At 55.2% G+C, this 25,715-nt stretch carries 29 protein-coding genes and 1 other RNA gene; 11 read left to right on the forward strand and 19 right to left on the reverse strand.

The window, feature by feature from the left end; translation table 11 throughout:
* Positions 1-2 precede the first annotated feature (2 nt).
* The 14 genes from lpxA to AC2FJV_RS02615 form a co-directional block, all read right to left on the reverse strand.
* Positions 3-788, reverse strand: a complete 786-nt coding sequence (lpxA, locus tag AC2FJV_RS02550) for an acyl-ACP--UDP-N-acetylglucosamine O-acyltransferase (RefSeq protein ID WP_271947043.1) — start codon at positions 786-788, stop codon at positions 3-5.
* Complete coding sequence (fabZ, locus tag AC2FJV_RS02555; RefSeq protein WP_496691266.1) at positions 785-1,258, reverse strand: 3-hydroxyacyl-ACP dehydratase FabZ; 474 nt, start codon at positions 1,256-1,258, stop codon at positions 785-787. The genes lpxA and fabZ overlap by 4 nt, the downstream gene beginning before the upstream one ends.
* Before the next feature lie 72 nt (positions 1,259-1,330).
* Positions 1,331-1,813 carry an OmpH family outer membrane protein gene (locus AC2FJV_RS02560; protein WP_246097131.1) on the reverse strand — a complete coding sequence of 161 codons (483 nt, stop codon included), beginning with the start codon at positions 1,811-1,813 and terminating at the stop codon, positions 1,331-1,333.
* Positions 1,814-1,921: 108 nt separating this feature from the next.
* Positions 1,922-4,282 (reverse strand): outer membrane protein assembly factor BamA, encoded by a 2,361-nt coding sequence (gene bamA, locus AC2FJV_RS02565; protein WP_142633911.1) that lies wholly within the window; start codon positions 4,280-4,282, stop codon positions 1,922-1,924.
* Positions 4,283-4,410: 128 nt separating this feature from the next.
* Positions 4,411-4,539 carry a hypothetical protein gene (locus tag AC2FJV_RS02570; RefSeq protein WP_271947040.1) on the reverse strand — a complete coding sequence of 43 codons (129 nt, stop codon included), beginning with the start codon at positions 4,537-4,539 and terminating at the stop codon, positions 4,411-4,413.
* A gap of 92 nt (positions 4,540-4,631) precedes the next feature.
* The gene (rseP, locus tag AC2FJV_RS02575; protein ID WP_496693192.1) at positions 4,632-5,984 is read right to left on the reverse strand and encodes an RIP metalloprotease RseP; all 1,353 of its coding nucleotides are present in this window, start codon (positions 5,982-5,984) and stop codon (positions 4,632-4,634) included.
* A gap of 1 nt (position 5,985) precedes the next feature.
* Positions 5,986-7,161 carry a 1-deoxy-D-xylulose-5-phosphate reductoisomerase gene (dxr, locus tag AC2FJV_RS02580; protein ID WP_496695392.1) on the reverse strand — a complete coding sequence of 392 codons (1,176 nt, stop codon included), beginning with the start codon at positions 7,159-7,161 and terminating at the stop codon, positions 5,986-5,988.
* A complete protein-coding gene (locus AC2FJV_RS02585; protein WP_281972132.1) occupies positions 7,161-7,943 on the reverse strand; it encodes a phosphatidate cytidylyltransferase in 783 nt (260 codons plus the stop codon). The genes dxr and AC2FJV_RS02585 overlap by 1 nt, the downstream gene beginning before the upstream one ends.
* Entirely contained in the window at positions 7,940-8,671 is a 732-nt protein-coding gene (uppS, locus tag AC2FJV_RS02590; RefSeq protein ID WP_271947031.1) for an undecaprenyl pyrophosphate synthase, read from the reverse strand. The genes AC2FJV_RS02585 and uppS overlap by 4 nt, the downstream gene beginning before the upstream one ends.
* A gap of 9 nt (positions 8,672-8,680) precedes the next feature.
* Complete coding sequence (gene frr / locus AC2FJV_RS02595; RefSeq protein WP_142633921.1) at positions 8,681-9,244, reverse strand: ribosome recycling factor; 564 nt, start codon at positions 9,242-9,244, stop codon at positions 8,681-8,683.
* A gap of 186 nt (positions 9,245-9,430) precedes the next feature.
* On the reverse strand, positions 9,431-10,426 hold the full coding sequence (acuI, locus tag AC2FJV_RS02600; protein WP_496688008.1) for an acryloyl-CoA reductase: 996 nt from the start codon (positions 10,424-10,426) through the stop codon (positions 9,431-9,433).
* Between the two features lie 85 nt (positions 10,427-10,511).
* The gene (locus tag AC2FJV_RS02605) at positions 10,512-11,615 is read right to left on the reverse strand and encodes a dimethylsulfoniopropionate demethylase (RefSeq protein WP_496693194.1); all 1,104 of its coding nucleotides are present in this window, start codon (positions 11,613-11,615) and stop codon (positions 10,512-10,514) included.
* 140 nt (positions 11,616-11,755) lie between these two features.
* Entirely contained in the window at positions 11,756-12,460 is a 705-nt protein-coding gene (locus tag AC2FJV_RS02610) for a DUF1326 domain-containing protein (protein ID WP_281994647.1), read from the reverse strand.
* Positions 12,461-12,464: 4 nt separating this feature from the next.
* On the reverse strand, positions 12,465-13,256 hold the full coding sequence (locus AC2FJV_RS02615; protein ID WP_282027420.1) for a DUF2182 domain-containing protein: 792 nt from the start codon (positions 13,254-13,256) through the stop codon (positions 12,465-12,467).
* Positions 13,257-13,343: 87 nt separating this feature from the next.
* On the opposite strand from AC2FJV_RS02615, the gene AC2FJV_RS02620 reads away from it, so the two are divergent.
* The 7 genes from AC2FJV_RS02620 to AC2FJV_RS02650 all read left to right on the forward strand — a co-directional run bounded on the left by AC2FJV_RS02620 (position 13,344) and on the right by AC2FJV_RS02650 (position 18,084).
* A complete protein-coding gene (locus AC2FJV_RS02620) occupies positions 13,344-14,078 on the forward strand; it encodes a FadR/GntR family transcriptional regulator (protein ID WP_142633929.1) in 735 nt (244 codons plus the stop codon).
* Between the two features lie 7 nt (positions 14,079-14,085).
* Positions 14,086-14,448: a DUF4345 family protein gene (locus AC2FJV_RS02625; RefSeq protein ID WP_496712515.1), complete on the forward strand. Its 363-nt coding sequence runs from the start codon at positions 14,086-14,088 to the stop codon at positions 14,446-14,448.
* A gap of 37 nt (positions 14,449-14,485) precedes the next feature.
* Positions 14,486-14,831, forward strand: a transfer-messenger RNA (tmRNA) gene (gene ssrA / locus AC2FJV_RS02630).
* 100 nt (positions 14,832-14,931) lie between these two features.
* Positions 14,932-15,363 carry an ester cyclase gene (locus tag AC2FJV_RS02635; protein WP_142633933.1) on the forward strand — a complete coding sequence of 144 codons (432 nt, stop codon included), beginning with the start codon at positions 14,932-14,934 and terminating at the stop codon, positions 15,361-15,363.
* A 129-nt stretch (positions 15,364-15,492) separates the two neighbouring features.
* Positions 15,493-16,296, forward strand: a complete 804-nt coding sequence (locus tag AC2FJV_RS02640; protein WP_496712519.1) for a chromate resistance protein ChrB domain-containing protein — start codon at positions 15,493-15,495, stop codon at positions 16,294-16,296.
* On the forward strand, positions 16,293-17,549 hold the full coding sequence (gene chrA / locus AC2FJV_RS02645; protein ID WP_496693195.1) for a chromate efflux transporter: 1,257 nt from the start codon (positions 16,293-16,295) through the stop codon (positions 17,547-17,549). The genes AC2FJV_RS02640 and chrA overlap by 4 nt, the downstream gene beginning before the upstream one ends.
* Before the next feature lie 76 nt (positions 17,550-17,625).
* Positions 17,626-18,084, forward strand: coding sequence for an SspB family protein (locus AC2FJV_RS02650; RefSeq protein ID WP_271947008.1), 459 nt, complete (start codon positions 17,626-17,628; stop codon positions 18,082-18,084).
* Positions 18,085-18,118: 34 nt separating this feature from the next.
* On the opposite strand, the gene AC2FJV_RS02655 is transcribed toward AC2FJV_RS02650, so the two are convergent.
* The gene (locus tag AC2FJV_RS02655; protein WP_271947005.1) at positions 18,119-18,682 is read right to left on the reverse strand and encodes a hypothetical protein; all 564 of its coding nucleotides are present in this window, start codon (positions 18,680-18,682) and stop codon (positions 18,119-18,121) included.
* A gap of 206 nt (positions 18,683-18,888) precedes the next feature.
* Between AC2FJV_RS02655 and fumC the strand changes: the two genes are divergently transcribed.
* The 4 genes from fumC (at position 18,889) to AC2FJV_RS02675 (ending at position 21,342) form a co-directional block, all read left to right on the forward strand.
* The gene (gene fumC, locus AC2FJV_RS02660; RefSeq protein ID WP_142633942.1) at positions 18,889-20,283 is read left to right on the forward strand and encodes a class II fumarate hydratase; all 1,395 of its coding nucleotides are present in this window, start codon (positions 18,889-18,891) and stop codon (positions 20,281-20,283) included.
* A complete protein-coding gene (locus AC2FJV_RS02665) occupies positions 20,283-20,459 on the forward strand; it encodes a DUF4169 family protein (RefSeq protein WP_281972139.1) in 177 nt (58 codons plus the stop codon). Before fumC ends, AC2FJV_RS02665 begins: the two co-directional genes overlap by 1 nt.
* A complete protein-coding gene (locus tag AC2FJV_RS02670) occupies positions 20,456-20,671 on the forward strand; it encodes a ribbon-helix-helix domain-containing protein (RefSeq protein WP_271947000.1) in 216 nt (71 codons plus the stop codon). The genes AC2FJV_RS02665 and AC2FJV_RS02670 overlap by 4 nt, the downstream gene beginning before the upstream one ends.
* Positions 20,672-20,739: 68 nt before the next feature.
* Positions 20,740-21,342: a DNA-3-methyladenine glycosylase I gene (locus AC2FJV_RS02675; protein ID WP_496712522.1), complete on the forward strand. Its 603-nt coding sequence runs from the start codon at positions 20,740-20,742 to the stop codon at positions 21,340-21,342.
* A gap of 6 nt (positions 21,343-21,348) precedes the next feature.
* Here the strand turns inward: AC2FJV_RS02675 and AC2FJV_RS02680 are convergent, their stop codons facing one another.
* The 4 genes from AC2FJV_RS02680 to AC2FJV_RS02695 all read right to left on the reverse strand — a co-directional run bounded on the left by AC2FJV_RS02680 (position 21,349) and on the right by AC2FJV_RS02695 (position 25,679).
* Complete coding sequence (locus AC2FJV_RS02680) at positions 21,349-22,230, reverse strand: fructose bisphosphate aldolase (RefSeq protein WP_496712524.1); 882 nt, start codon at positions 22,228-22,230, stop codon at positions 21,349-21,351.
* A 72-nt stretch (positions 22,231-22,302) separates the two neighbouring features.
* Positions 22,303-23,652 carry a cytochrome P450 gene (locus AC2FJV_RS02685; protein ID WP_496712529.1) on the reverse strand — a complete coding sequence of 450 codons (1,350 nt, stop codon included), beginning with the start codon at positions 23,650-23,652 and terminating at the stop codon, positions 22,303-22,305.
* Positions 23,649-24,863 carry a hypothetical protein gene (locus tag AC2FJV_RS02690; protein ID WP_496687983.1) on the reverse strand — a complete coding sequence of 405 codons (1,215 nt, stop codon included), beginning with the start codon at positions 24,861-24,863 and terminating at the stop codon, positions 23,649-23,651. Before AC2FJV_RS02690 ends, AC2FJV_RS02685 begins: the two co-directional genes overlap by 4 nt.
* 63 nt (positions 24,864-24,926) lie before the next feature.
* Positions 24,927-25,679: a cytochrome c biogenesis CcdA family protein gene (locus AC2FJV_RS02695; RefSeq protein ID WP_281994656.1), complete on the reverse strand. Its 753-nt coding sequence runs from the start codon at positions 25,677-25,679 to the stop codon at positions 24,927-24,929.
* Positions 25,680-25,715: the final 36 nt, after the last annotated feature.

The following is a 25,715-nucleotide window of genomic DNA, read 5'->3' on the forward strand; positions in this document are numbered from 1 at the left end:
TGTTACTTCCTCGGTGTCAGAAAGGACCGATCCGAATCGCCGGTTACGAAATTGACGATTTCGCGGACATATTCGCTTTCGGCATCTTCACCCAAGCGCTTGGCGCGGTCCATAAAAGTTCCGTCACCATCGGACAATTCGCGAAACGCTGCGCGTAAAGCTGAAATATCAGCTCGTGCGACACCACGCCGTTTGAGGCCAACAAGATTCAGGCCGTCCAGCTCGCCGCGAGGCGCTTGAACAAGCCCATAGGGAATCACGTCGTTGGGCACCATCGTCAGCGCGCCGATAATCGCCCCTCGGCCCACACGAACCCATTGATGCAAACCCGAAATCCCACCGACGATAACATCGTCTTCGATAATGCAATGTCCCGCGGCACCAGAATGGTTCACCATGATCACGCGATTGCCAATCTGAACGTCGTGAGCCACGTGAACACCAGCCATCAGCAAACAGTCATCGCCAATCCGGGTTACACCGCCACCGCCGTCTGTTCCAGAATTCACTGTTACATGTTCACGGATACGGTTTCGTTTGCCAATTTCCAACCGCGTATCTTCACCGCCGAACTTAAGGTCTTGCGGGATTTCACCGATGACCGAAAAATTGAAGATTATGGTGTCTTCATCCACCTCGGTGTCACCGGTAACAACAACATGCGACTTCAGTTCTACCCGGTCTTTCAACCGCACCCTTGAACCAACAAAACAAAAAGGGCCGATGACACAGCCCTCTCCGATCTGAGCACCGTCTTCGATGATTGCGCTAGGGTGAATGCCACTCATGTTGTCTTTTCCATGTCCCAATCAACATAGGCTGAGAACTCAGCTTCGGCTGCGACCTCTCCATCAACCGTGGCCCTGCCAGAGAACTTGAAAATCTTGCCACCCTTCTTGCCGCGCACAGTTTCAACATGCATCTCGAGCACGTCACCGGGCACGACTTTGCGGCGGAACTTGCACTTGTCGATATTCATGAAATAGATCAACAAGTCGCTGTCGATGACATCCATCCCAACGCCAAGCATAACACCTGCGGTCTGCGCCATTGCTTCAACAATGGTCACACCAGGCATGATCGGCGTACCAGGAAAATGGCCCTGGAAATGCGGCTCGTTCATAGTGACGTTCTTGATGCCGACCGCTGACTGATAGCCTGAAATCTCGACCACCTTGTCGACCAGCAGAAACGGATAGCGGTGCGGCAATATCCGTTGAATCAGCTGAATGTCGGCGCTTTTGGTGTCCGTGCTCATAGTTCTGATATCCTGTTCTGGATTTCTCTTTTCAATGTGGTTAGCAACACCGCGACCCGAGGGCAAGCAAACCTATTCGCCTGTACCTTCGTCAAGTGTTGTTCCATCACCAATGGCTGTATCAATTCGGGTGATGGCGGCATCTGTCACATCGGACAGATCCGAACTGAGAAACACGCTGGAGCGTTGAATAATGACCGAGGCGCCAGATTCGCGCAAAAGATCGATCAATACTGGGCGGGCGAGTTCAAAAAACATCTGTCGTGCATCTTCACTGCGACGCGCAAGGGCATCAAGCTTGGCGCGCTGCCCTTCTCGGTGGTTCTGAACCTTTCTGTCGAACGCCTCTGCGAGGGGACGAAATTCTTCAGCAGACAGAGAGGCGCGCTTTTCGGTGAGGTCCTTCTCCTCCGCGCTGAGCTCTGCAACGATCCGCTCGTTCTCGGCAGCCAGCAGAGCCCCTTCTGCTTCGATCTCACTGAGAATGCGACGTCCAAACGCCGAGTCAGAAAACAACCGTTCGCTGGAGATTGTTAGGACGCTGGCTTGTGTCACGCCAAGCTGCTGTCCGGTAACCGGTCCTGCCAGGGTTAAGGTCAGAAAAAGACACAGGGCCCGAATGGGGCCCTGCATATAGGTTCGAAGACTACCTCGCATCCGAGATCAGAACCTCGCCTGAATGGTCAGGTCGAAATTCTGTTCCTTGTCAAAGTCCTCTTTCTTGAGCGCTTGCGAAAAGTTAAAGCGCAGCGGTCCAAACGGTGTTTCCCATAGGACTGCAACACCCAGAACATGACGGATAGACCCATCCGCACCGACAATGTTGGCACCCGAAGTGTTTACATCGTCGATATTGTACAGGTTACCGAAATCATAGAACACGCCTCCGCGCAGGCCCAATTCTTCGGGCAGGCCCAGAGGAAAGTCCGATTCCAGACGCGCGACCCAATAGTAATTCCCGCCGATAGCGTCATCCTGACCATTTGACAGATCCCGTGGCCCCAAACCGGCTGGCTCGAACCCGCGGAATTTATTGGGGCCCAACACAAAGCGATCCAGCGTCCGGCTGAAATCGTTGCCGGTCCAGTGCATTGCACCCATTTCAAGCGATGCACGAAGAACGACTTCTTCACTCAGAACGCGTGTTTGGGCAATCCCGCGTGCGCTGGTTTTGTAGAACTTGTTGTCCCCACCCAGCCCAGCGGCATCCAGGCCAACCTCAAACAGAACACCGGCATTGGGGTTAAGCCCACCAAGGCGGCTGTCATATACATAGGACACACCCAGAGAACTTGTCGTGCGTTCACCCTGATCAATCTCAGAGGCGATGACCGCGCCGTTTGCCTCGTTGTCCTGCTGTTTCATCTCGCTGTTTTCCCAGGCATAGCGAACGCGCAACGAAGAAAGCTCTCCGATCGCATAGCTCAACTGAGGGTTAAAGAACACACGCTCGGTGTTATAGCTGGCAAAACTGGAGTCGGTCGACGCCAAACCCAGACCAAGATCAAAGCGAAGTTTGCGGCCCAAAAGATAGGGTTCGGTGAAATTCAGGGAGTACTCTTCTGAATCCTGTGCGGTCGAAATCGTAACCCCGACGGTCTGTCCACGGCCTAGGAAGTTTGACTCACTTAGGCCGATTGCAATGCCGAAACCGTCAGAGATCGAGTAGCTACCACCGAGGCTGAGCGAGCCTGTTGGCTGTTCTTCGACGTCGACATCCACGATCACTTGGCTGGGCGTCGAACCCTCGCGCGGTTCAACATCAGCGACGGCGAAATAGCCCAATGCCCGGATACGTTCAGCCGCCTGCCGAATTTCTCGCGGGTTGAACGGGTCACCCTCGACGGTGTCGAATTGACGACGGATCACGCGGTCAAGCGTTGTGGTGTTGCCCTCGATGTCGATACGCTCGACAAAGATGCGCGGTCCTTTGGTCAGAACGAATTCAACATCCAGCGTCAAATCACGTGCATTGCGCGTTACGCGCGGCTCAACCCGCAGAAAGTCCACCCCTTGCCGAATGCCCAGACGCTCTTGCCTGGCGATAGAGTTTTCGACCAGTGAAGGAGAATAGGTGACACCCGGCTTGATCTTGAGTGCGGCCTGATACTCTGCCGCATCAACACCGGGTATTTCGCTTACGGTGGTGATCTTGCCGAATGAGAATTTCTGACCTTCGGTTACATTCATCACCAGGAAAAACGCGTCGCGCTCACGTGTGAATTCAACATTGGCGCTGTTGACGCGGAAATCGACATAGCCACGCGACAAGTAGAAATCACGGATGACTTGTTTGTCGAACTCGATCCGGTCAGCGATAAAAGTATCGCCCCGCAGGAACGTGCGCAGGAAATTGGCTTGCTTGGTTTCAAGCACACGGCGCAGACGCCGGTCGGAATAAGCCCGGTTGCCAACAAAGCTTACGCGCTCAACCTCGATCGTCGTACCTTCGGAGATTTCAAAAACGAGGTCTACCCGATTGTCGCTGCGGCGGATGATTCTAGGGATGACGGTTGCTGCAACACGTCCTTGAGCCAAATAGATTTCGGCAATCATGTCTGCGTCAGCTTCAGCGACCTGAGGCGTAAAGACCCGGCGGGGTTGAGACGAAACGGCATTGAGCAACAGCTCATCCTTGAGCCTCTTGTTACCCTCGATGCTGATCTGGTTGATCGTCGGATATTCCTGAACTTTGATGACCAAAGTGCTGCCACGAGGGGTCAAATCGACTGTTTCAAAAACACCACTGTCAAGCAGCCGTTGGAAGGCATCGTTGAGTTGTCCAGCTGTCACCGTCTGCCCAGGTTCGATTCCCGAACGTGCAATGATTGTCGATGTCTCGATGCGCCTGTTCCCCTCAACTTCGAACGAGTTGATGGTGTAGCTTTGCGCCTGAGCAGCCTGCGGCAGTGACAGCAAACTAACTGTGGCAAATAAGAAAAAGAATGTTAGGGCCTGCCACAAAATCTTGTTTACCGGCTTTTGCCCCCCGCAGGATGTGCCTGCGCCTCGCCTGTCGGTCATATTTTTCTCTACCCAGAATTTTAAGACTTTAAAGCTGAGTAACGGGATTGTCTGGCCTTGTCAAAAGCCGAAAAACAGAAAGCGGCCCATTGGGCCGCTGTTCAGCAAATAAAAAGAAAGGAACAGAATCACATGGTGATCAGATAAGCGCATCCACCCATAGCCAACGCAGTCGCGCCGAAAAACAAGATCGAGTCCCAGTTCAGCGCAAGCAGGAAGCTAAAGCTGCGATATGATTTTTTGATAGCATTCGCCATGATCGCCTCTGACAGACAAAATTATGAAACGAACACATCCTATGAGGGAATTGGGGCGGAATTGCGACTAGATTGTGCAAGCTCTGCCCAAATCAACAGAACAGGTCATTTGAGACGGAAAACAGCATCAGAGCCAGAATGATTGACACTCCGATGCCCATCAGAATCCGCAGCGCTTTGTCGCTGGGTGGTTTCCCAGAGATGGCCTCATATGCGTAAAATACCAAGTGTCCCCCATCCAAAGCCGGAATCGGAAACAGGTTTAGCAAACCGACAGCAGTTGACAGAACAGCGATAAAGAAGATGAAGTTCTGCGCCCCCTGGCTGGCCATCGCACCCGAGGTTTCGGCGATTCCGATCGGGCCGGACATGTTACAGGTGCTGATCGCTCCGGTCACCATGTGCCAGATACCTGAAAGAGACCCGTCAATGATACGCAATGTTTGTCGCACACCGCCGCCAAGAGATGTCAGGATGCCCGCCCTTTCGGTTGCAGGTTCTAGCATCATGCCGCCGACGATCCCGATCCTCCAATGCGTTACAAAACCACCATCAGACTGCGGCTCATCCGTGCGGCGTGGAGCCAGGGCAAACTCCAGTTCCGCTCCGTCACGCCAGACATTCAACAGCAGTGGCCGCCCATCAGAGCTTTCCACATGGTCCTTGAGCTGTTCAAAGGCATAAACCGGGTCGCCATTAACCGCTGTTATGACATCCCCTTGTGCCAGGCTGATATCCATTGCTGCGCTGCGCGGAACAACCTGTTGTATCAGAGGGGGGAACAGCCAAGGTGCGGAAACGTCCAATGTGTCACCGTCACGAAGAACTGTGTAATCAAGAACGGGGTCAACGGGCAAAGAGTCTACGAACTCGCTCCACGATCCTTCTTGCTCGAAATCTGGCAGGTCAATACCTGCAATCGCGTGGATTTCATCACCTTCACGCAGCTCTTGCACTGTCCCGGGCAGAGGATGCAGAGACCCAACGGTCAGAGGGTCTCTGGTTGCGCCTTGAGTAAAGAAAATTAGGGCAAAGACCAGTATCGACATTGCGAAATTAAAGATTGGCCCTGCCGCAACAGTTGCCGTCCTGGCCCAAAGTGGCGCGCCATGCATCGTGCGGCGCAGCTCCTCCGGGCTTTGCTCGGAAATTTCAGACATTGCGGCTTCGTCTTTGCCGGATGCTGCATTGGCATCACCCAGAAACTTGACATACCCGCCGAATGGAAGCGCTGCGATCTGCCAGCGCGTTCCTCTTTTGTCGATACGGCTCCAGAGTACGGGACCGAAACCGATTGAGAACACTTCGGCGTAGATGCCGGACCAACGGCCAACAATGTAATGCCCGTATTCATGTACGGCTACGATGGCGGATAACGCGATCACAAAGGCGAATATGGTGTAAATCAAATTGCCGAACTGTGGGATCAGTGAGAGTACGTCCAATTTATTTTCCTGCTCGTTGCGCAACGGCGTTATCGACCCATATACGTGCCAGATGGTCGGTTTGCAGCACGTTATCAAGGGTCATTGGGGCGTCAATATGGTTGTCCTGTGCATCGAAACGATCCAAGACGGCGGCCACGATGTCTGCCATATCAAGGAAACCAATGCGACCTGCAATGAAATGGTCGAGTGCACATTCTTTGGCTCCGTTGAAAACCGCTCCGGACAGCCCGCCCCGCTCCATGACTTCGCGTGCTAACCGCAAAGCCGGATATCGGTTTTCGTCTGGTTCCTGAAATCGCAACTGTCCCAGCTTTGCAAGGTTCAGCCTTTCGACCGGAAGGGTCTGACGTTTTGGCCAATTCAGGGCATATCCGATCGCGTGGCGCATATCTGGCGCGCCCATATGGGCCATAACCGCGCCATCGTTAAACCCGACCATCGCATGAACGATGGATTCAGGATGCACGATCACTTCGATCATATCCGGGGAAATGCCGAAGAATTCGCGTGTTTCGATCACCTCGAGCGCCTTGTTGAACATCGAAGCGCTATCAATCGTGATCCGCTGCCCCATATTCCAGTTTGGGTGGCTCGAGGCCTGCTCAACCGTGGCCGAGGCCAATTTGCTCAGTGGCCAATCCCGGAAGGCGCCGCCGCTGGCAGTGATGATGATACGCTCGACCGATGCCATATCTTCACCGACCAGAGCCTGAAAAACGGCAGAATGTTCGCTGTCCACCGGTAGCAATCGGGCATTGTGCTTTCGGGCAGTATCCAGAACCAAAGAACCCGCGCAGACAAGCGTTTCTTTATTCGCCAAAGCCAGCGTCGCGCCCTGTTCAAGCGCCGTCAGCCCTGGTTGCAACCCCGCAGCCCCAACGATGGCAGACATGACCCAGTCAGCCGGTCGCGCCGCAGCTTCGGCCAGAGCATTCGCGCCGGCGGCGACCTCGACATCAGAACCGGCCAAGGCCGCTCGCAGGTCCTCAAGCCGGTCTGGGTGGGCTGTAATCGCGATATCCGCCTTCAAACGTTTGGCGTCACGCGCAAGTTGTTCGATATTGGCTCCACCGGTCAGGGCGACAACATCATACGCTGATGGATTTCGGTCAATCAGATCTATCGTGTTTTGCCCAATAGAACCCGTCGCGCCAAAAACAGAGATTTTGCGCATCACATGGCTCCGGGGGAATAAATCAGCCCCACAAGCAGAACGAACAGAGCGGCCCCCATCATCCCATCGAATCGATCAAGGAAGCCGCCATGGCCGGGAATCAGGTTCGAACTGTCCTTGACGCCGAATTTTCGTTTGGCCGCGCTTTCGACAATATCGCCGGCCTGGCTGGCCATTGACGCCAGAACCGAGATCACGATGAACCAAGTTCCGAAGCCGCCGTAAGCCGCAAAGGCTAAGCCAACAATGGCAGCCGCTACCCAGCCTCCCGCTGTTCCCGACCACGTCTTTTTCGGGCTGACTCGTGGCCAGAATTTTGGCCCACCCAATGCCTTTCCGACGAAATATCCGGCGACATCCGTAGCAACGACGACCGATATTAGCCAGACCATCCAGACAAATCCCATATTCGTCCGGATTGAGATAAAGCCCAGTCCCGCGGCCGCGATCCACAGCGCAAATAGGGTATAGATACCCCGGTACCGGCTGACCTGCCCTGCCCCGACCAGTGCCGGAGCAAGCAAGAAGGGAAGTTTGTAGAGTGCCGGAAGATGGTAACTCAGCACCACCGCAAAACCGGTCAATATGGCAAGCTGGATCGCAACAGCTTTCCTGCCCGGGTCAATCATACGGACCAGTTCCCAGGTCATCAGCCCGCAAGCAATGGAAATGAAGGCTTCGAACCACAGACCGCCCAGCCAGACCTCGACAGCGCCAACGGCAACAAGGACACCCGCCGACAATACGCGGGCAGTCAGGTCGGACCAGCGCCCGTCACTCATGCCGGTACAGCTCCGAACCGTCGGTCGCGGCTGCCATAGCTCCGGCACAGGCGCTCAAGCTCTGCCGCAGTGAAGTCTGGCCAGAGCGTGTCGATGAATTCGTATTCCGAATAGGCGGATTGCCATAACAGAAAATTGGAAATACGCGCCTCGCCGCTGGTTCGGATCACCAGATCAGGATCGGGAAGAACATGTGTGTCCAGATATTTCGGCAGCGTTTCTTCGTCTACATCATCAGGATGTAAGCGCCCGTCAGCGACATCCTGGGCCAGACGTTTGGTAGCCCGCGCGACTTCATCCCGACCGCCATAGTTCAACGCAATGGTAAGGTGAACCAGATCATTTCCCTCGGTCTCGGCCTCAAGCGTATCCATCAATTCGATCAGTTTGGCATCCAACCTGACCCTGTCACCGATGAAACGCACCCGAACACCCGAGTCTCGGAGCGTCCGGGTTTCCTTGATAATATAGCGCCGAAACAAGCTCATCAGACCGGCAACTTCGACCTGAGTGCGTTTCCAGTTCTCGGTCGAAAACGCAAAAACAGTCAGATATTTAATACCAAGCCTCGGGCAGGCCTCGACCACATCGCGCACACGTCTTGCCCCGGCGTGGTGGCCAAACAGACGAGGTCGCCCGCGGGCCTGCGCCCAGCGACCATTACCATCCATGATGATCGCGACATGCTGGGGCCCTCTTTCGGGCATGGTATGCGAGGAAGAGGGCATCACCCGGTCTCAGACCTGCATGATTTCTGCCTGCTTGGTCTCAAGCGCGGCATCTACTACCTTGATCATCTGATCGGTTAGATCCTGCACTTCGCTTTCCCAAAACTTCTGGTCATCTTCGGACATACCGTCGGCCTTGGCCTTCTTGATCTGATCCATCCCGTCGCGGCGCACATTCCGGATCGAGACCCGTGCGTGTTCGGCATATTGCCCGGCGACTTTGCCCAACTCGCGACGGCGTTCTTCGTTCAGTTCCGGGATCGGTAGCATGATGATCGTTCCGTTGAGCTGAGGGTTGATGCCCAGCCCACTTTCACGGATCGCTTTTTCCACTTTGCCGACCAGCCCTTTATCCCAGACATTGACCGTTACCATACGCGGCTCGGGCACATTGACCGTTCCCACCTGGTTGATCGGCGTCATCGAACCATAGGCATCGACCATCACCGGCTCGAGCATCGAGGCCGAGGCGCGCCCGGTGCGCAGCGATGCAAATTCGGTTCTGAGGTTTGACATTGCGCCGTCCATGCGGCGCTTCAGGTCGTCTGTGTCCAGTTCGAAATCGTCAGACATTCTGCTCACTCCCCGTCTTCAGGTACTGTTTGCATGGCTCATAAGCCATTCAATTTGGGATGTATAGCAATGATGGTCCGTATTTACGCCATTGACCAGAGGTGTTTGCCGGATTTTCCCGAACCTGCAGCCACAAAATTAACCGACCGCAAATCAATGCGGTCGGTCAGACATATTCATTCCGGATCAGGCGTTTACGTCTACGACAACACGACCTTTAACCTGACCTTGCAAGATATCCGCCCCTAATTGGGGCAGATCGCTCAGCTTTGCGGGATGGATCATCGCCTCAAGCTTGTCCATCGGAAGGTCGGTTGCTATCCGCTGCCAAGCCCGCAGCCGATTTTCATAAGGCTGCATAACGCTGTCGATCCCCAAGAGGTTCACACCGCGTAAAAGGAACGGGATAACAGTTGCCGGAAGGCCCGCGCCGCCAGCCAACCCCACGGCCGAGACCGAGGCACCGTATTTCATCTGCCCCAGAACGCGTGCCAGCATTGCGCCGCCAACTGCGTCCACACAGCCAGACCATGCCTCGCTTTCCAGGGGGCGCTTAGTTGTCTCGTTCAACTCTTCGCGTGGCACAATGGTCGTGGCGCCCAAAGACTTCAGGTAATCGGTGGTTTCCGGCCGTCCGGTGACGGCTGCCACTTCGTATCCCAAATTGGCAAGAATCGCCGTCGCGACCGAGCCGACACCACCTGCCGCGCCCGTGACCAAGACCGGACCGTGCCCCGGTTTCAGCCCATGATCCTCAAGCGCCATAACCGCCAGCATCGCGGTGAACCCAGCGGTTCCGACGGCCATCGCCTGGCGGGGCTCCAACCCATCGGGCAGCGGAACCAACCAATCGGCACGGGCATTGGCTTTTTGTGAGTACCCACCCCAATGCGCCTCACCGACACGCCAACCGGTCAGGACCACTTTGTCACCCGGTTTATATCGCTCATCCGAAGACGACTCGACCGTCCCCGCATAGTCGATGCCAGGAACATGCGGATAGCTGCGTACCAGCCCCCCGCCTTTGGGCGACAGGCAAAGACCATCCTTATAATTTACCGTTGAATACTGAACCGCCACGGTAACCTCACCCTGCGGCAGATCCCCTTCCGAAAGCTGCTGAACCGAGGGGCTGGCCAGCCCGCTTTCCTCGTCTTTTTCCATCACCAGTGCGTTGAACATCAAAATGTCCTCCTGTTTTGGACGTCAGAGTACAGCCCCGACCCCGTGTAATAACCTGTTTCTGAACCCGATACGCCGCTTGCGATCAGATCCAGAACTTTTCCCTTACAGTCGCCTCACGCATACCGTCGGGCGTTTCGACCTCTATCTTCGTGCCTTCGTCCCAATGGCTGAGCTTGAGCATCCCAATGGAAACATTGGTGTTGAAATCCGGAGACCAAGCGGCAGAAGTGATTTGACCGACCCGTTTCCCCTGCGCGTAAACCGACCAAGGAGCAACGCAGGCCCCCACCGCCGGCCCAGCGATTTCAATCGGACGGATTTGCTGGATCGGCCCTTCTTTTGCGACCCGCAACAACGCGTCCCGGCCAATGCACCCAATCGCGGTATGCGTGTTACAGAATTTGCCCAAACCACATTCATGCGGGGTGTTGTCGTCGGTCATATCGTTTCCGTAGGACAGCAACCCAGCCTCAATGCGTTCGATCAGGTTGGGACAACCTGCGCGTACGTTCAAATCCTCGCCTGCCGAAAACAGCGCATTCCACAGCGGCATTCCGATATCGCTGCCTTCGACATAGATCTCGAACCCGCCCTGTTTGGAATAGCCTGACCTTGCGATGGCCAGATCACGGCCCGCAAATTCGAACATGTCGAATTTGAAGAACCGGATATCTTTGACGCGCTCGCCGAATACGCGGGACATCAGCTCATCCGCCATCGGACCTTGTATGGCCAGGGGTGAGACGTCCGGCTCATCCACCAGAACATCCAATCGATAGCCGTTCGCTATCCCCTTGACCCACAACAACAAATCGCTGTCGGCGATGGAAATCCACCAGCGGTCCTCGGACAGTTTCACCGCAACCGGATCATTCAACATGCCACCGGTCTCATCAACGATAGGGACGTAATAGCATTGACCGGGCAACATGCCCCGCAAATCACGTGGCGTCAGCATTTGCATAAGGCGTGCCGCGTCGGGACCTCTGAGTTCGACCTGTCGCTCACACGAGACATCCCAGACCTGCACATGCTTTTTCAAGTGCCGGTAATCAGCCTCGACGCTGTCGAATACAGTTGGCAATAGCATCCGGTTATAAACCGTGAATGCCTTTACGCCTGCGGCTTCGACCCCTTCAGAAAAAGGTGTGCGCCGCAACCGGCGAGAGAAGGAAATATTGGCCACTCAAGCCTCCTCGGGCATAATGCCAGATCACAGTTCGAAGCCTGCGGTCCCGTCAGAATCTGGTGCAACAGGCCGCGATGGCGTGTCTGGCGATTGAAAATTTGGATCACGTATTGCACGTAATCCTTTGTGATTTCGTGTTATTTCGGCCCTTGCCAATCGATTGGGCAGATTTCGGCGGATTTTCCACCGAAATCCCAGACCCGACCGTAATCGCGGACCTTGGATTTGGTGCCGCGCGCCACGATAATGTCCGGTCCCATCCAGTATTTCGAGTTTGAGACCATCACCGGATGCTCAGGGTCCTTGCCCGCCAACATCTCGATTTCGCCCTGGATTTTCCGACCAATCATGATGCGGCGCTTGGTCCCGTCGCGTTCGATTTGAACCGGAGCACGTTCGGCCCCGATAATTTCGCTGACCAGCATGGTAAACAAGCCGGTCGTGCCCCCGGCCTGACCGCTGAATATCTGGAGCAACCCGTTATAGGCCTTACCGCTGGCCCGTTCGTCGACATAGGCGGCAACTTTCCACTGCCCCTCACCCATGCGACCCGGAATATCGACCAGAAGGCCAACATTGAGGCCCGACAGATCTTCGCCCTCGTAATGGCCCTCATCGATGACAATCCCCATCCAGGCATGACAATGACCCTCGGTCGGAGGATGCGCGCCCAGCGATACGACACAGGGGCAGAACAGATCGCACGAGCAGTTAAGGATCAGCTCTCCCTTGATCGCCCAATTCGTCGGGCTCATCTCACGCCGCTTGGGGTTGGGCATGCGGCTGTCGATACGCTGGCTGATCGGCAGGCGATCCGCCTCTGGTTTTTTGTTCTTAGCCAATAGCTTATCCTCCATAGATAAAGGGGTACACGAGCAAGGCACAGCCGCCCGCGATAAGAGCAAATCCCAGCGGTCGTGTAATCACGTGACCGATCTGGGGTAGTTTTTCGAGAACCATGAAAAATGTCGCCAGACCCATCCACAGCAGACTCATGACGCCGCCCACAAAGCCGAGCGCCATAAAGCCCCAGCAGCATCCAACGCAGAACGCACCAAGGCCAAGCCCCATGCGAAAACCTCCTGAAAAACCGGTTTTCCAATGGCCGAAAAAATAGGTCATTGGCGCATGGCAGACCCCATGGCACAGCTCTTTGGCGCGGGTGAACTGAAAGGCGCCGACGGCGATCATCAACCCACCCGCAACAAGCCCGGATTTAGCAATGCCCAGCATGTCGACAACGCCGCCAAACAGCAGAACCAGTTGCACCCCGGTAATGAGCGCGGCAAACCCGACCCAGACGACGAAATAACCCACCAAGACGCCAATCCAGCCGGACCGCGTCCCATTTGCGCTGCGGATCAGATCGTCATAGCTGCGCAAAGTTGGGACAATGGTCGGCAACATCATTGCGGCCATCATGATGGCCCACATCCAAAACAGCGGGCCGAACTCTGCCATGGGCATGTACATGTCCATCCTGGGGTCCATGGCACGCATAGCCTGCCCCATCGCTCCGGGACGACCGATCCAGTCCAGATCCATGGCGCGGTTCATCACAAACATCATCCACCACGCCCACAGGATCAGAGCGTAGAATCCCAGCCAAAACCCATTACGTAGAACTGCGCGACTCACTTGTCCCTCCCGACTCAGTCCTTGCAATTCAAATGTCAGACTTTTAAATGTCAGACAAATGAAATTTTGCCTGCGGCCCTGCTCAAAATGAAAATCGACCCCAAGAAACCTGCTGATCTTTCGGTTCAGATCGCCCAATCAATCCGAGATGCGATCATATCGGGTCGGTTGATTGTAGATGAACGCCTGCCTTCTGAGGCGGAACTGTCCGACCAGTTTCAGGTGTCCCGACCAACCGTGCGCGAGGCCCTTAAACGCCTTGCGGCACAATCCCTGATCCGCACCCAACGTGGCGCGACCGGCGGCGCATTTGTCAACCGGCTGAGCTATCAGGATGCGTATTCCCAACAGATCACAACATCTACGTTGCTGCTGTCCATGAATGCGGTCAGTTTTGAAACGGCTTGCGAGGCTCGGTATTCGCTGGAACGCGCCTGCGCAACTTTGTCAGCCGAACGCAGGACGGCGGATCATCTGGCGACGATGCGTGCCGAGATATTTCGGCAGGCTCAACCCGGGCTGACAGACGAAGCCTTTTGCGCCTCGGATGTGACCTTTCACCGGGCATTGGTCGATGGGGCCGGCAATCCGGTGTTGTCCTATCAACTGGCCGGCGCCGTCGAGGCGATGCAGCCTTTGATGAACATGATCACGTTTACGGCGCGGTCCCGAGAAGAGATCATCGTGTTGCACAACCAGATTGCCGATGCTTTGGATCGGCGGGACGCTGCTGCGGTAGATTCAGCACTGGTGGATCTCGAAGCTTATACCCGTAAGCTTGCCCTGGACGTTGCCAAACAGCGGCGCAAACCAACCGAATGAGGGTACAATGACGTCGATTTTGAATGTTGCAGCGGCGGTTCTGACAATCGGTTTCGGCCTCTTTGGGTTTCTCGCGCCCGCCTGGACCGCGGCCTCGCTGGATCTGGCACCCACGAACAGCAAGATGGGTCTAAGCGAAATGCGAGCTTCGGTCGGTGGACTTTTTGTTGTCACCGGAATTGCGGTCATTTGGCTGAACACTCCCATGGCCTATGCGATGTTGGGCGTTGTTTATGCCGGCGCAGCCTTGGGCCGGTTTGTTTCCGTCATTCTGGATCACCCCCCTTTGATCAAAGCGATGACATTTGGGGGAATCGAGCTGATATTGGCGCTGTGGCTGATCCTGGCGAACATTAACCGACCAAGCTAAGGCGTTATTATATAATCCGTCTTTTAGTTGAAGTATGGGGTTTGCTTTCCCCTTGTGGCTCACATATATAAGGGATGTCCTTCGGGACTATGGACATAAACGCGCTCGTAATAAGCGGATCGGACCCGGGGGCGGTACCCGGCGGCTCCACCAATATCCTTCATTTGAGGATCGCGGGGCCGAAATAGGATCGACGAACGTCTAAAGGGGTTAGCTTTGTCTCGGCGGGGTGCCACCGTACCGGCCCAAACAGTACAATTGCAAATGACAATCGTGCTCCGGTTGCAGTTGCTGCGTAAGCAGTAGCAAGACCGAAACTTAAGCCCTTGCGCCTAGCAGCGTAAGGCGGGGTTCGCAGGTACCTGGCAACAGAAACCTGCATTTTCCCTTAAATGTCTGCTGTTTAACCCTGTCTGTGTTCACGTTCAGAGTTTGTTCACTCATTCGCGTCATGCTCGGCCCGTGAGGAAAAGGAGAGCTGGGATGTCACACGCAGATATACTCAGAGAATGGTATTCAGAGGTTTGGGAAAACGGAAATACCGATGCGATTGATCGGTATTTCGCGCCGGAAACGACAGCCGAAGGACTGATTCCGGAAATGCAGGTGGGGGCCGATGATTTTCGGGATCTGGTCATGGCGTTTCGCCACATTCTGGGCGATATCCATGTTGAGCTGCCCAAAATCATCGAAAATGGCGATTGGGTATCGGCGATATTGCAGGTCAGCACAACACGCGCCGATAACGGCGCACCACTGCAGGCCTCTGGCAGTATGATTGGCCGCATTAAAGAAGGTCGTATTGTCGAGGCGTATAACCAGTTTGACTTCATTTCCTTATTTGAACAGCTTGGTCAGTTTCCCAAGGACACCCTGCCCGTATGCATGACTGGTCAACGGCTGGACTGGGCCTAGGAAATGAGCTCGCAATCTTGACCCCGACTGGCTTGTCGCGGTAGCAAAGCCTATGGGGTAAGATTGCGAACGCCCCGTGAGGCGACAGCCCAAGTTTCGCATGTATCCGTCGATCACAGGAGACATGCCATGCCTGCGCCTAATGCTATAACATCGAAACAACTGTTACGTCTGATCGGAACGTCCCAGGCGCCTGTTCTAGTGGACATCTGCACTGACACCGATTTTGAACAGGACCCTTATCTGATACCGGGCTCGGTTCGTCATCCGGCGAAGGATCTGGATGGGCTGAAGGGGCTCATCGCTAACCGCCCCTGCATCATCATTTGCCAAAAGGGCAAAAAGCTGAGTCAGGCCGTTGTTTCCTGGCTGAGGAGTGAAGGCGTAGCCGCTGAGTATCTGGAAGGCGGCATGTATGCTTGGCGCGAGACGCCCGATGCACCGCGCATCCCATTTGCAGATATACCAGCGTCTCCTTCACTCTGGGTAACGCGCCATCGGCCTAAGATTGATCGCATTGCTTGCCCCTGGTTGATCCGGCGTTTCATCGACCCCAACGCACGTTTTCTGTTTGTTGCCCCATCCGAAGTGGCAAAGGTATCCGAAGTCTTTAACGCCACCCCGTTCGATGTTGAGGGCGTCCGCTGGAGCCATCGTGGGGATAACTGCACATTTGATGCTTTGGTAAAAGATTTCCAGCTTGCTACGCCCGCAATGAACAGGCTTGCGACAGTTGTCCGGGCCGCGGATACGAACAGGCATGATCTGGCGCCCGAAGCAGCCGGGCTTCTTGCGGTCTCGGTGGGGCTATCGCGCCTATATAAAGACGACCATCAGGCCATCGAGGCCGGGATGCATCTGTACGATGCCTTGTATCTCTGGGCCCGCGACGGGTTTGATGAGAAACATGATTGGCCGGCAGTCGAGAAATGAGCACACCAACATATCCTGAACTCATCCGCGTGTTCGGCCGCATTGGATTGCTGTCCTTCGGCGGCCCGGCAGCCCAGATATCATTGATGCATCAGGAACTCGTCGAAAGGCGTCCCTGGCTGGACGAAGAAACCTATCTACGGGCTCTGTCGCTGTGCATGTTGCTGCCCGGCCCCGAGGCGATGCAGCTTGCAACTTATTCCGGCTGGCGTCTGCGCGGCGTCTCGGGCGGTATGATCGCAGGCAGCCTGTTTGTTCTGCCCGGTGCGATCATTATCTCAGCATTGGTGGCACTATACGCGGCCTATGGCGCGCTTCCTCTGGTGCAGGCCGCGTTTCTCGGCGTCAAAGCTACGGTGATCATCATCGTGCTACAGGCCCTGCGAAACCTGTCCCGCAAAGCGCTGTCGGACGTCTCACATCGTGCGATCTCGGGCCTCGCGTTTCTGGCAATCTTTCTGTTCGACCTCCCCTTCCCCGCGATCATCGCGGCGGCAGCCCTTTGGGGGTATCTGAGCTTCAACGGCGTCGCCGCCCGACCGGTTGACACCCCCACCCCGCGCCTAAGCGATGTGCTGCGGAACGCGTCAATCTGGTTGGTTCTGTGGCTTGGCCCGTTGTGGCTGTTAAGTCTTTCTGGTCAGAAACTTCTCAGCGATCTTGGCTGGTTCTTTGCCCGCCTCGCAGTTGTGACATTTGGCGGGGCCTACGCTGTTCTAGCTTACATGACGCAGACCGTTGTGGATCAGTATAACTGGATATCCACAGATCAGATGATCGACGCGCTTGGTCTGGCGGAAACGACACCGGGGCCTTTGATTTTGGTAACACAATTTGTCGCTATGCTGACCGGTCAGATCTCGGGCGGATCGATGCTGGCCATCGCCGCAGGTATCGTTGCACTTTGGGCAACATTCGTTCCCTGCTTTCTGTGGATATTCCTCACAGCCCCCTATCTTGACCACATCGCTGCGCGGCCCCGGTTATCGGCGGCCCTGCAAGGTATTACCTCTGCTGTGGTTGGGGTGATTCTCAACCTATCCGTGTGGTTTGCACTGAATGTGCTGTTTTCAGAACTGCCAAACAAAACCTTTGGACCAATCAGCCTGCCCTGGCCTGAATTGACCTCATTGGATGTGAAAGCCGCTGTGCTGACTGTCTTCGCCGGAGCGTTGATTTTTAAACTTAAATTCGGCATGGCGCTTACGCTAATGGTTATGCTAGCTGCTGGCACCGGCCTGTTTTTTCTCTGAACAGTCAGCGTGTAACCGGCCTTTCGTTTCCAAAGGAATCCCTTATGCTTAGGGAAGCCACTTTTGAGGATGACACATGTCGCAAGACATCGACTATGGGAACCTGATGCACACCGCCATGCGCGGGCTGATCAAGACGGTTCTGACCAGCGTTTCAGAAACTGGCCTGCCGGGTGCGCACCACTTTTTCATTACGTTTGACACCAGGTGTGACGGCGTGGAAATTGCCGACTGGCTGCATGATCGTTATCCGGAAGAGATGACTGTTGTGATGCAGCATTGGTTCGAAAATCTTGAGGTCGGCGAAAGCGGATTTGCCATCACGCTCAACTTTGGCGACGCGCCGGAACCTTTGTACATCCCCTATGCCTCGATCAAAACATTCGTCGACCCCTCTGTGGAATTTGGCCTGCGTTTTGAAAGCCCGGATGAAGAGGATGACTTTGATCCGATGGACGATGAGATAATCGAGGTCGAAGAAGAACCGCAACAGCATGACGCTGATGTCGTGTCGCTGGACAGCTTCAGAAAATAGTATATGCGCTGGAAAGCCTCGCGGTTTGCGGGGCTTACTCTTTCGTCAGGAACGTCTCTACGGAACGTGATTTGGTACCGTTGCGGAAACGGGAAAATGACAGGTTCAGACCGCCTTCTGCCAGCGTTCTGTCATATTGCTGCAGCTCATAGCCGCCATTTTCTGCAATGAACAACGAAAACACGGTCAGAGTTTGACCCTCAATCCGGCCCCAGACGAACGGTTCCCCCTGCATCGGGTCAAGCGGAACTTCATGGCCGAATACATTGCGCTTCATGGCCGCGGAAAAGATGTCCGATCTGTCCGAGGTCTGAAAATCAATCGAGAATGCCTGTTCCTTGACGCGGCCATTCAGTTTGTAAGTTGTCGTCTTCCAACTAACATTGAACCCGTTCTTCAATTCCTGGATTGACACACTCATATCACGAGGTGTTTCGGTCCCGTTTGCATCGACAACATTGGCAGACCCAACGTAGCTGCCAACAAAGGGCTCAATATCTGCCGCATGAAGCGGATTTACCACCAAGGAGGCCCACAGAACGGTGGCAAAGGAATAGATAATGAATTTCAGGCAAGTGGTCGGGTGATTCAGACGCATTGCGGCCTCCGGCGTGCTCTGACTCTATAGTAGCTCACCCACCGGCGCGTACAATGGCGGTGATGGCGATTGCGACGAGAAAAATGACGCAGCTCTGCGCCTATACCTTTGTCAGGCATAAGTTTATGATGCGCGCAACTGGCCGATTGCACCGCGACGCTGCTGACTGTAATTGGCATGCAATGGTATACATGACGGAGTGACCGATGTCTCAAACCCGCACCGAATCCGACAGCTTTGGCCCGCTGGAGGTTCCCGCAGACAAATACTGGGGTGCGCAGACCCAGCGTTCGATTATGAACTTCCCCATTGGATGGGAAAAACAGCCTGTGGCCATCGTGCGGGCCTTAGGTGTGATCAAAAAAGCCTGCGCCATGCAGAACAAGTCGACCGGGAAACTGGACGCGCGAATTGCGGATGCGGTGATTCAGGCCGCGGGTGAGGTTTTTGAAGGTAAGTTCGATGACAACTTTCCGCTGGTCGTCTGGCAAACAGGATCCGGCACCCAGTCGAACATGAACTCGAACGAGGTTATTGCGAACCGGGCTATCGAAATCCTGGGTGGTACAATCGGCACAAAAGACCCGGTTCATCCAAACGATCATTGCAACATGGGCCAGTCCTCGAACGACACGTTCCCGACAGCCATGCATATCGCCACAGGTATGAGCGTTCGGGACGTTCTGCTGCCGGGTCTGGAAAAGCTGGCCTCGGGGCTGGAGCAGAAGGCCGAAGAATTCAAAGACATCATCAAGATCGGCCGGACCCATACGCAGGATGCCACGCCGCTGACACTGGGTCAGGAATTTGGCGGCTACGCCCATCAAATTCGTCAGGGTATCGCACGGGTCAACGCCGCGATGCCTGGAATTTACGAGCTTGCCCAGGGCGGAACTGCTGTTGGTACTGGCCTAAACACTCAATCCGGGTGGAGCGAAGCGGTCGCTGCGAATATGGCAGATATCACCGGCCTGCCCTTTGTTACCGCTCCGAATAAGTTCGAGGCGCTCGCCGCCCATGATGCGATGGTTTTCCTATCGGGTGCTTTGGCGACCATTGCTGGCAGCTGTTATAAAATTGCAAATGATATCAGACTTTTGGGATCTGGACCGCGTTCCGGTCTGGGCGAATTGATCCTGCCTGAGAATGAGCCCGGATCGTCCATCATGCCAGGCAAGGTAAACCCAACACAAGCCGAAGCACTGACACAGGTCGCAGCACACGTCATGGGCAACGATGCCGCCATAAAATTCGCCGGCAGCCAGGGGCATTTCGAACTGAACGTCTATAACCCTATGATGTCCTACAATCTTTTGCAGTCGATCCAGTTGCTTGGTGATGCCACAGACAGCTTTACCGAGCGGATGTTGCTAGGCATTCAGGCCAACGAACCACGCATCGAAAAACTGATGAAGGAATCGCTGATGCTGGTCACCGCGCTGGCGCCAACCATTGGGTACGACAACGCAACGACTGTTGCCAAGACCGCGCATAAAAACGGCACCACCCTTAAGGAAGAGGCCATCGCGCTTGGCTTTGTCGACGCCGAAACCTTTGACGCGGTTGTGCGCCCCGAACAAATGATTGGACCCAAGGACTGATGGCAAAGCCGGTCAATCTGAACCGGTACAGAAAAGACAAGGCGCGGGCCGAGAAAAAGGCCCGCGCGGACCAAAACGCCGTGTCATTCGGGCGCAACAAAGCCGAGAAAGACGCCAGCAAAAAGCATCTGGATAAGTCGCGGCGCGATCTGGACGGACATGAGATCGACAAATGAGCGGACGTCCCATCAAACGCTCATTGACGCTTAAGGGCCATCGAACCTCGGTATCTCTTGAGGACGAGTTTTGGAAAGCCTTTCGTGCCATTGCAGCTGATAAGGATATGGCAATCAATGCCTTAGCTGCGGAAATTGATTTTAACCGTGACCCTGAGGTCGGATTGGCTTCGGCAATACGCGTTTATATTCTGAACTGGTATCGCGGCTGACTTTCCGTTCTTGATTTGGCCTCTGGAAAATGCCTATGCTCATACCAGAACAAAAAGGGAACTTAGTGATGAGCGAAACAGTTACCGGCCCAGACGGTCAACCGCGTTGTGCATGGTGTCAGTCTGCGCCAGAGTTTTTCGACTATCACGACAATGAATGGGGCTATCCGGTCAGCGACGATCAGCGTTTGTTTGAGAAGCTGTGCCTTGAAAGCTTTCAGTCCGGCCTCAGCTGGCGCACCATTCTTTCCAAACGCGAGAACTTTCGAAAAGCATTTAAACATTTTGATTACAACGCAATAGCGAAGTTTGATGAGGCAGATGTCACCCGTCTTTTGCTGGATGCAGGCATTGTCAGGCACCGCGGAAAGATCGAAGCAGTCATCAACAACGCCCGGCACGCCCAGGAGCTGGTGGCAGCTGAGGGGTCGATTGCAGCTTATGTCTGGCGCTATGAGGCCAGTTCACCGCCAGCGCCACAAACAGCCTCAACTTCGGCTGAATCTATTGCCATGTCCAAAGACCTTAAAAAGCGGGGATGGAAATTTGTGGGCCCGACCACGGTTTTTGCATTCATGCAAGCCATGGGTCTTGTAAACGATCATGCGACCGAGTGCTCTATGCGGGAAAAAGCGGCGCAGATGCGCCGCGATTTCACTAAACCGGAATAGCGCAGCTTAGGCAGAGGCGCGAGAAATCTTATCGATATTGCTGCCGAGGGCCGTATTGAATTCGGCATCTGACTGCTTTTTCGACAGTCCTTCGGTCAGCGCACGAGAGAAAGACGCAATCATCTTGCTATTCTGCGCCAGCAGAGCACAGGCTTGTTCGGTCGAATATCCGCCGGACAGGGCTACGACCCGCAAAACTCTGGGGTGGTCAGCCAGATCGTCATACAGATTAGCCTGGCTGGGGATGGTAAGCTTAAGCATGACATCCTGACCATCATCCAACTGATCTAGGTTCTGCAAGATTTCCGATTTTAGAATTGCTTCGGCTTCGGCTTTGGTGGTCGAGTTGATGTTCACCTCGGGCTCGACAATCGGAACCAACCCGGCGGCAACGACTTCACGCGCTACATCGAACTGCTGCGCGACAACGTTTGCGATGCCTTTGGCGTTGGCCTCATGGATCACGGAACGTTCCTTAGTGCCGAAAACGCCTTCGGCTTTAGCCAAAGTGTCGGCAAGACCGGGGATCGGTTTCATGACCTGAACGCCATCGGCCTCATCCTCGAGGCCCTTGTCGATCTTCAGAAACGGAACAATGCCTTTTACGTTCCAAAGAAAATCTGCGACTTTACGGCCATCAATCTCTTCGCCGAGCGTGCGTTCGAACAGGATCGCGCCGATGACTTTGTCGTTTGTGAAGCCATCCGCCAGAATGATACGCGCGCGCATCTTCTGGATTTCGCCGAACATCTCTGCGTCCGAGCCGTATTCTGACGCGTCTACCCCATAAAGCGCCAGCGCCTTGGGGGTCGAGCCGCCACTTTGGTCCAGTGCTGCAATAAAACCGGCACCGTTGGACATCTGCTCGCGCTGTAGTGTTTTGGACATATGACTTTCCCGTTCGAAATGATTCCGCGTTTTTCAACCGCATACAGCATGGAGCATGCCGATGGTAGTTTGTTAGCGCTCAACCAGGCGCAACCAAATTCCATCTTTGGATCTGACGGTCAGATGAGCCACCGGAACCGGCTCTGGCGTGTCCGAGATTTCGAACCTGAACTTCCGCAGTAGTGACGACAGCAATAGCGGACCTTCGACCATTGCAAATCCGGCACCGATGCAAATGCGCGACCCGGCCGAGAATGGGATGAAAGCCTCTCTGGGACAGCTTTCCTCATTGCCTTTGGCCCAGCGAGAGGGGTCGAACCCGTCGGGGTCTGCCCACAGACGTTCGTGCCGATGCAGGTGCCACGGGCTGATAACTATCTGCGAGCCCGGTTTAATCGCCCGGCCCCTGAAGGTTTCGCGGCATGTGGCCTCTCGCACCATCATCGGGACCGGGGGGTACAATCGCAGCGTTTCGCGAAACACGTCGCGGCTGAGCTTCAACAGCGATACGGAGGTAAAATCGGACAGGTCCAGCCCTTGCGCCTCGGCCGCCAGCTTGTCCTGCCAATCCGGGTGGGTCGCCAAAAGGTACAACGCCCAAGCCAACGCAGAAGCGCTGGTCTCGTGGCCTGCCAGAAAGAAGATCGCCACCTGATCAACCATCTCCTGCGTGTCAAAACACTTGCCGGTCTTGGGATCAGCCGTTGTCATGATCTTTGTCGCCAGATCATGCGGCGCCTGCCCGGCCTCAATCATCCTCGCGCGTTGAGCGGTCATTTCGGTGATCAGCGTCCTGATTTCACGCGCGGTCTTGCGAGTTTTTCTGGAATGTAGCCGCGGCATCCATTTGGGCAGAGGCAGAAACGCCGCCAAATTCAACAGCGGTTGCTCTCTTTGATAGGTTCGGAATTTCTCAAAAACCTGAGACGCAACGCGGTCTTCAATCGGTACAGAAAAAAGCGTTCGAAAGATCACATCCGCGGCGACGTGACTGGTGACCTCTTCGCACTCGATGACAGAACCGGCCTGTCCGAGCAGACGCGCGACGCAGGCCTCTGCCGCCTGAACCATGGCCGGATAGGTATCTTTCAGGCGCCCGCCCTCAAACGCCGGGTCGATAACCCGGCGCTGGCGTTTCCAGTTTTCACCATTGGTCAGAAAGACCGAATTCCCCAGCAACGGCCGCAGACCCTCGCCAATACGGTCTGATTTCGGAAAATCATCGGGGCGTTTTTTCAGAACGGTTTCAACAAGTTCTGGTTGGTTCGTCAGATATGATCGAAAGAACGGCGTCTTAAACTCGGCCATCCATGCGCGGTACAATCGCTGCGGCTGTGCCGAGAGGATGTCCTTGCGAAACAACCTGAAATAGCGCCACAGCGAAACCCTGTCTGACCGCGATGTGGGCTTTGGCGGGGTCATGCTTGCACCGAAACATACTTGGATACAGATCGCACAATCCGGGATCCCGAAGGTTTGCGATCGGCGAACCGATGCCCAAGCGACAGAGGCCCGGCAGTCACGCGGAAATAATCGTACCTGTCCGGGTGATCAAAGGCGCAGAGATATTGGAAATGCAGTCTGAAAAACCGCCACCTCAGGGCGCGCCACCGTTCTGCTGACAGCGTTTGCGTAAACGCGGCAGATAACACCAAAGGCCAGCGCTGATCGGCATCCGCGACCCCGCTTACAGCGACAGGATCACACAGAGCGAATGCGCAGCCGTCCCCGGGTGCAGAAATGTCGACCCAAGCCAAGTCCTCGCGTTTCGAAAGAAACCTCAGGTCCGCGCGCAGATCGTATGCGTTGGGCAGGAACGAGACCATGGGAACCACCTGCCCCAATGTCAGAAAGGACAGCTCTGGCCCGTCTGTGCCCACCCGTCCGGATCGGATCAGATCGGCCAGAACCGTGACACCCAGATGAGCGCCGGAACTGTGGCCGACGATCAGAACCTCATCCGTCTCATCGGTAAGAGCTGCGGCAATCGCATTTGTGAACTCCGATAGGCGTCCAGCCAATTCAGGAGGTGTTTTACCACCTGAAGCCGCTGAATAGGCGTAATCGTGCATCAGATAATAGACGAACAGCTTGTTGTCGATCTTCCGGAACCACAGCATCAGCACATAGGCAACACCAATAGACAGAACCAACGCCACCAAAGACAGGACCGGCGCAATCAGAACTGTCAGCCCGATGACCACAGCCATTGCGACCAAAAGCTGTGCGATCAGCATCACGATCGGATAAATCGCGGCAATCACCGGACCTTTGCGCAATCGCATCAGGCGCCATAACACGCCGGTCGAGATATAGATCCATGCCGTACGCAGCATCTGCAGATAGGTGGCCGCAATCGAGTTCGACATGCTGGAGCGTACGATGTCGGACCAGACCAGCACCTCGACATCTGTGTGAACTTCAGCCCCGTCCTGAACCGAATGGACGTGCCATCCATACAAGCCCTCTCCGGTTTTGGGCGAGACCGAGATTTCATACCCTGAAATAGCCGCCTGTCTTGCGCTTTCACTGCGGTAAAGCTCGCGATAGCGCCGTGGGGGGATCGGGTCATATCCGGGAATATAGAATACCCTACGCCGTTTCACCCGAGGTTGATTTGTCTGACTGCTCATGGTCTTACCTTCTGCGACGCAGGTTAGCGCAGCATTACAGCCAAAGTAAGTCAGATAAGAGGGTTACCCAAAGTTTGCCAGCGCCGGGAAGGCTTCCAACAGCCACCAACTGAACTCAGTGAACAGGCCGGTGATCAGCATGATACCAACAAACAGCAACAGGCCACCCATGATCCTCTCGATCAGTGCCATATGGGGCTTTATTCGGTTCATCACCGACATGGATCGGTTCAGGAACATCGCGGCGAGCAGGAAAGGTATGCCAAGACCCGCTGCATAGACGCCCAGCAACAATGTCCCACGTGCGACGGATGCCTCGGAGGCAGCCAACGACAGGATCGCACCCAGTTGCGGGCCGATACAGGGCGTCCAGCCAAAGGCGAAGGCCAGACCCAGAATATAGGCCCCAAAGACAGACCCGCCGCTGTCGCCGGCTTCGATCCGGGCCTCACGGTCAAGGAATGGGATGCGGAAGACGTTCAGGAAATGCAGGCCAAAAATGATGACCACCGCGCCTGAGATCTTGGCGAACAGCACTTGGTTCTGCAGCACGAACGCCCCAAACGCAGAGGCTGTGAAGCCAAGCAACAGAAACACCGTGGACAGCCCCATGACAAAGAACAGCGCCGAAAGTGTCGCTTTTCTGCGCGCGCGGACCTCATCCTGCATCTCGTTGATCGTGACGCCGCTCATATAGGCGAGATAGGGCGGCACAATCGGCAGCACGCAGGGCGATAAAAAGCTGATCAACCCACCGAGCAATGCGATGAACATGGCGGGCAACAGCCCTGCGTCAATGATATCAATTCCGAACATGTTTCAGCACATATGTCATGAAGTCGCCCGCGTCAC

The sequence above is a fragment of the Ruegeria sp. CDSA241 genome, assembly GCF_059611265.1.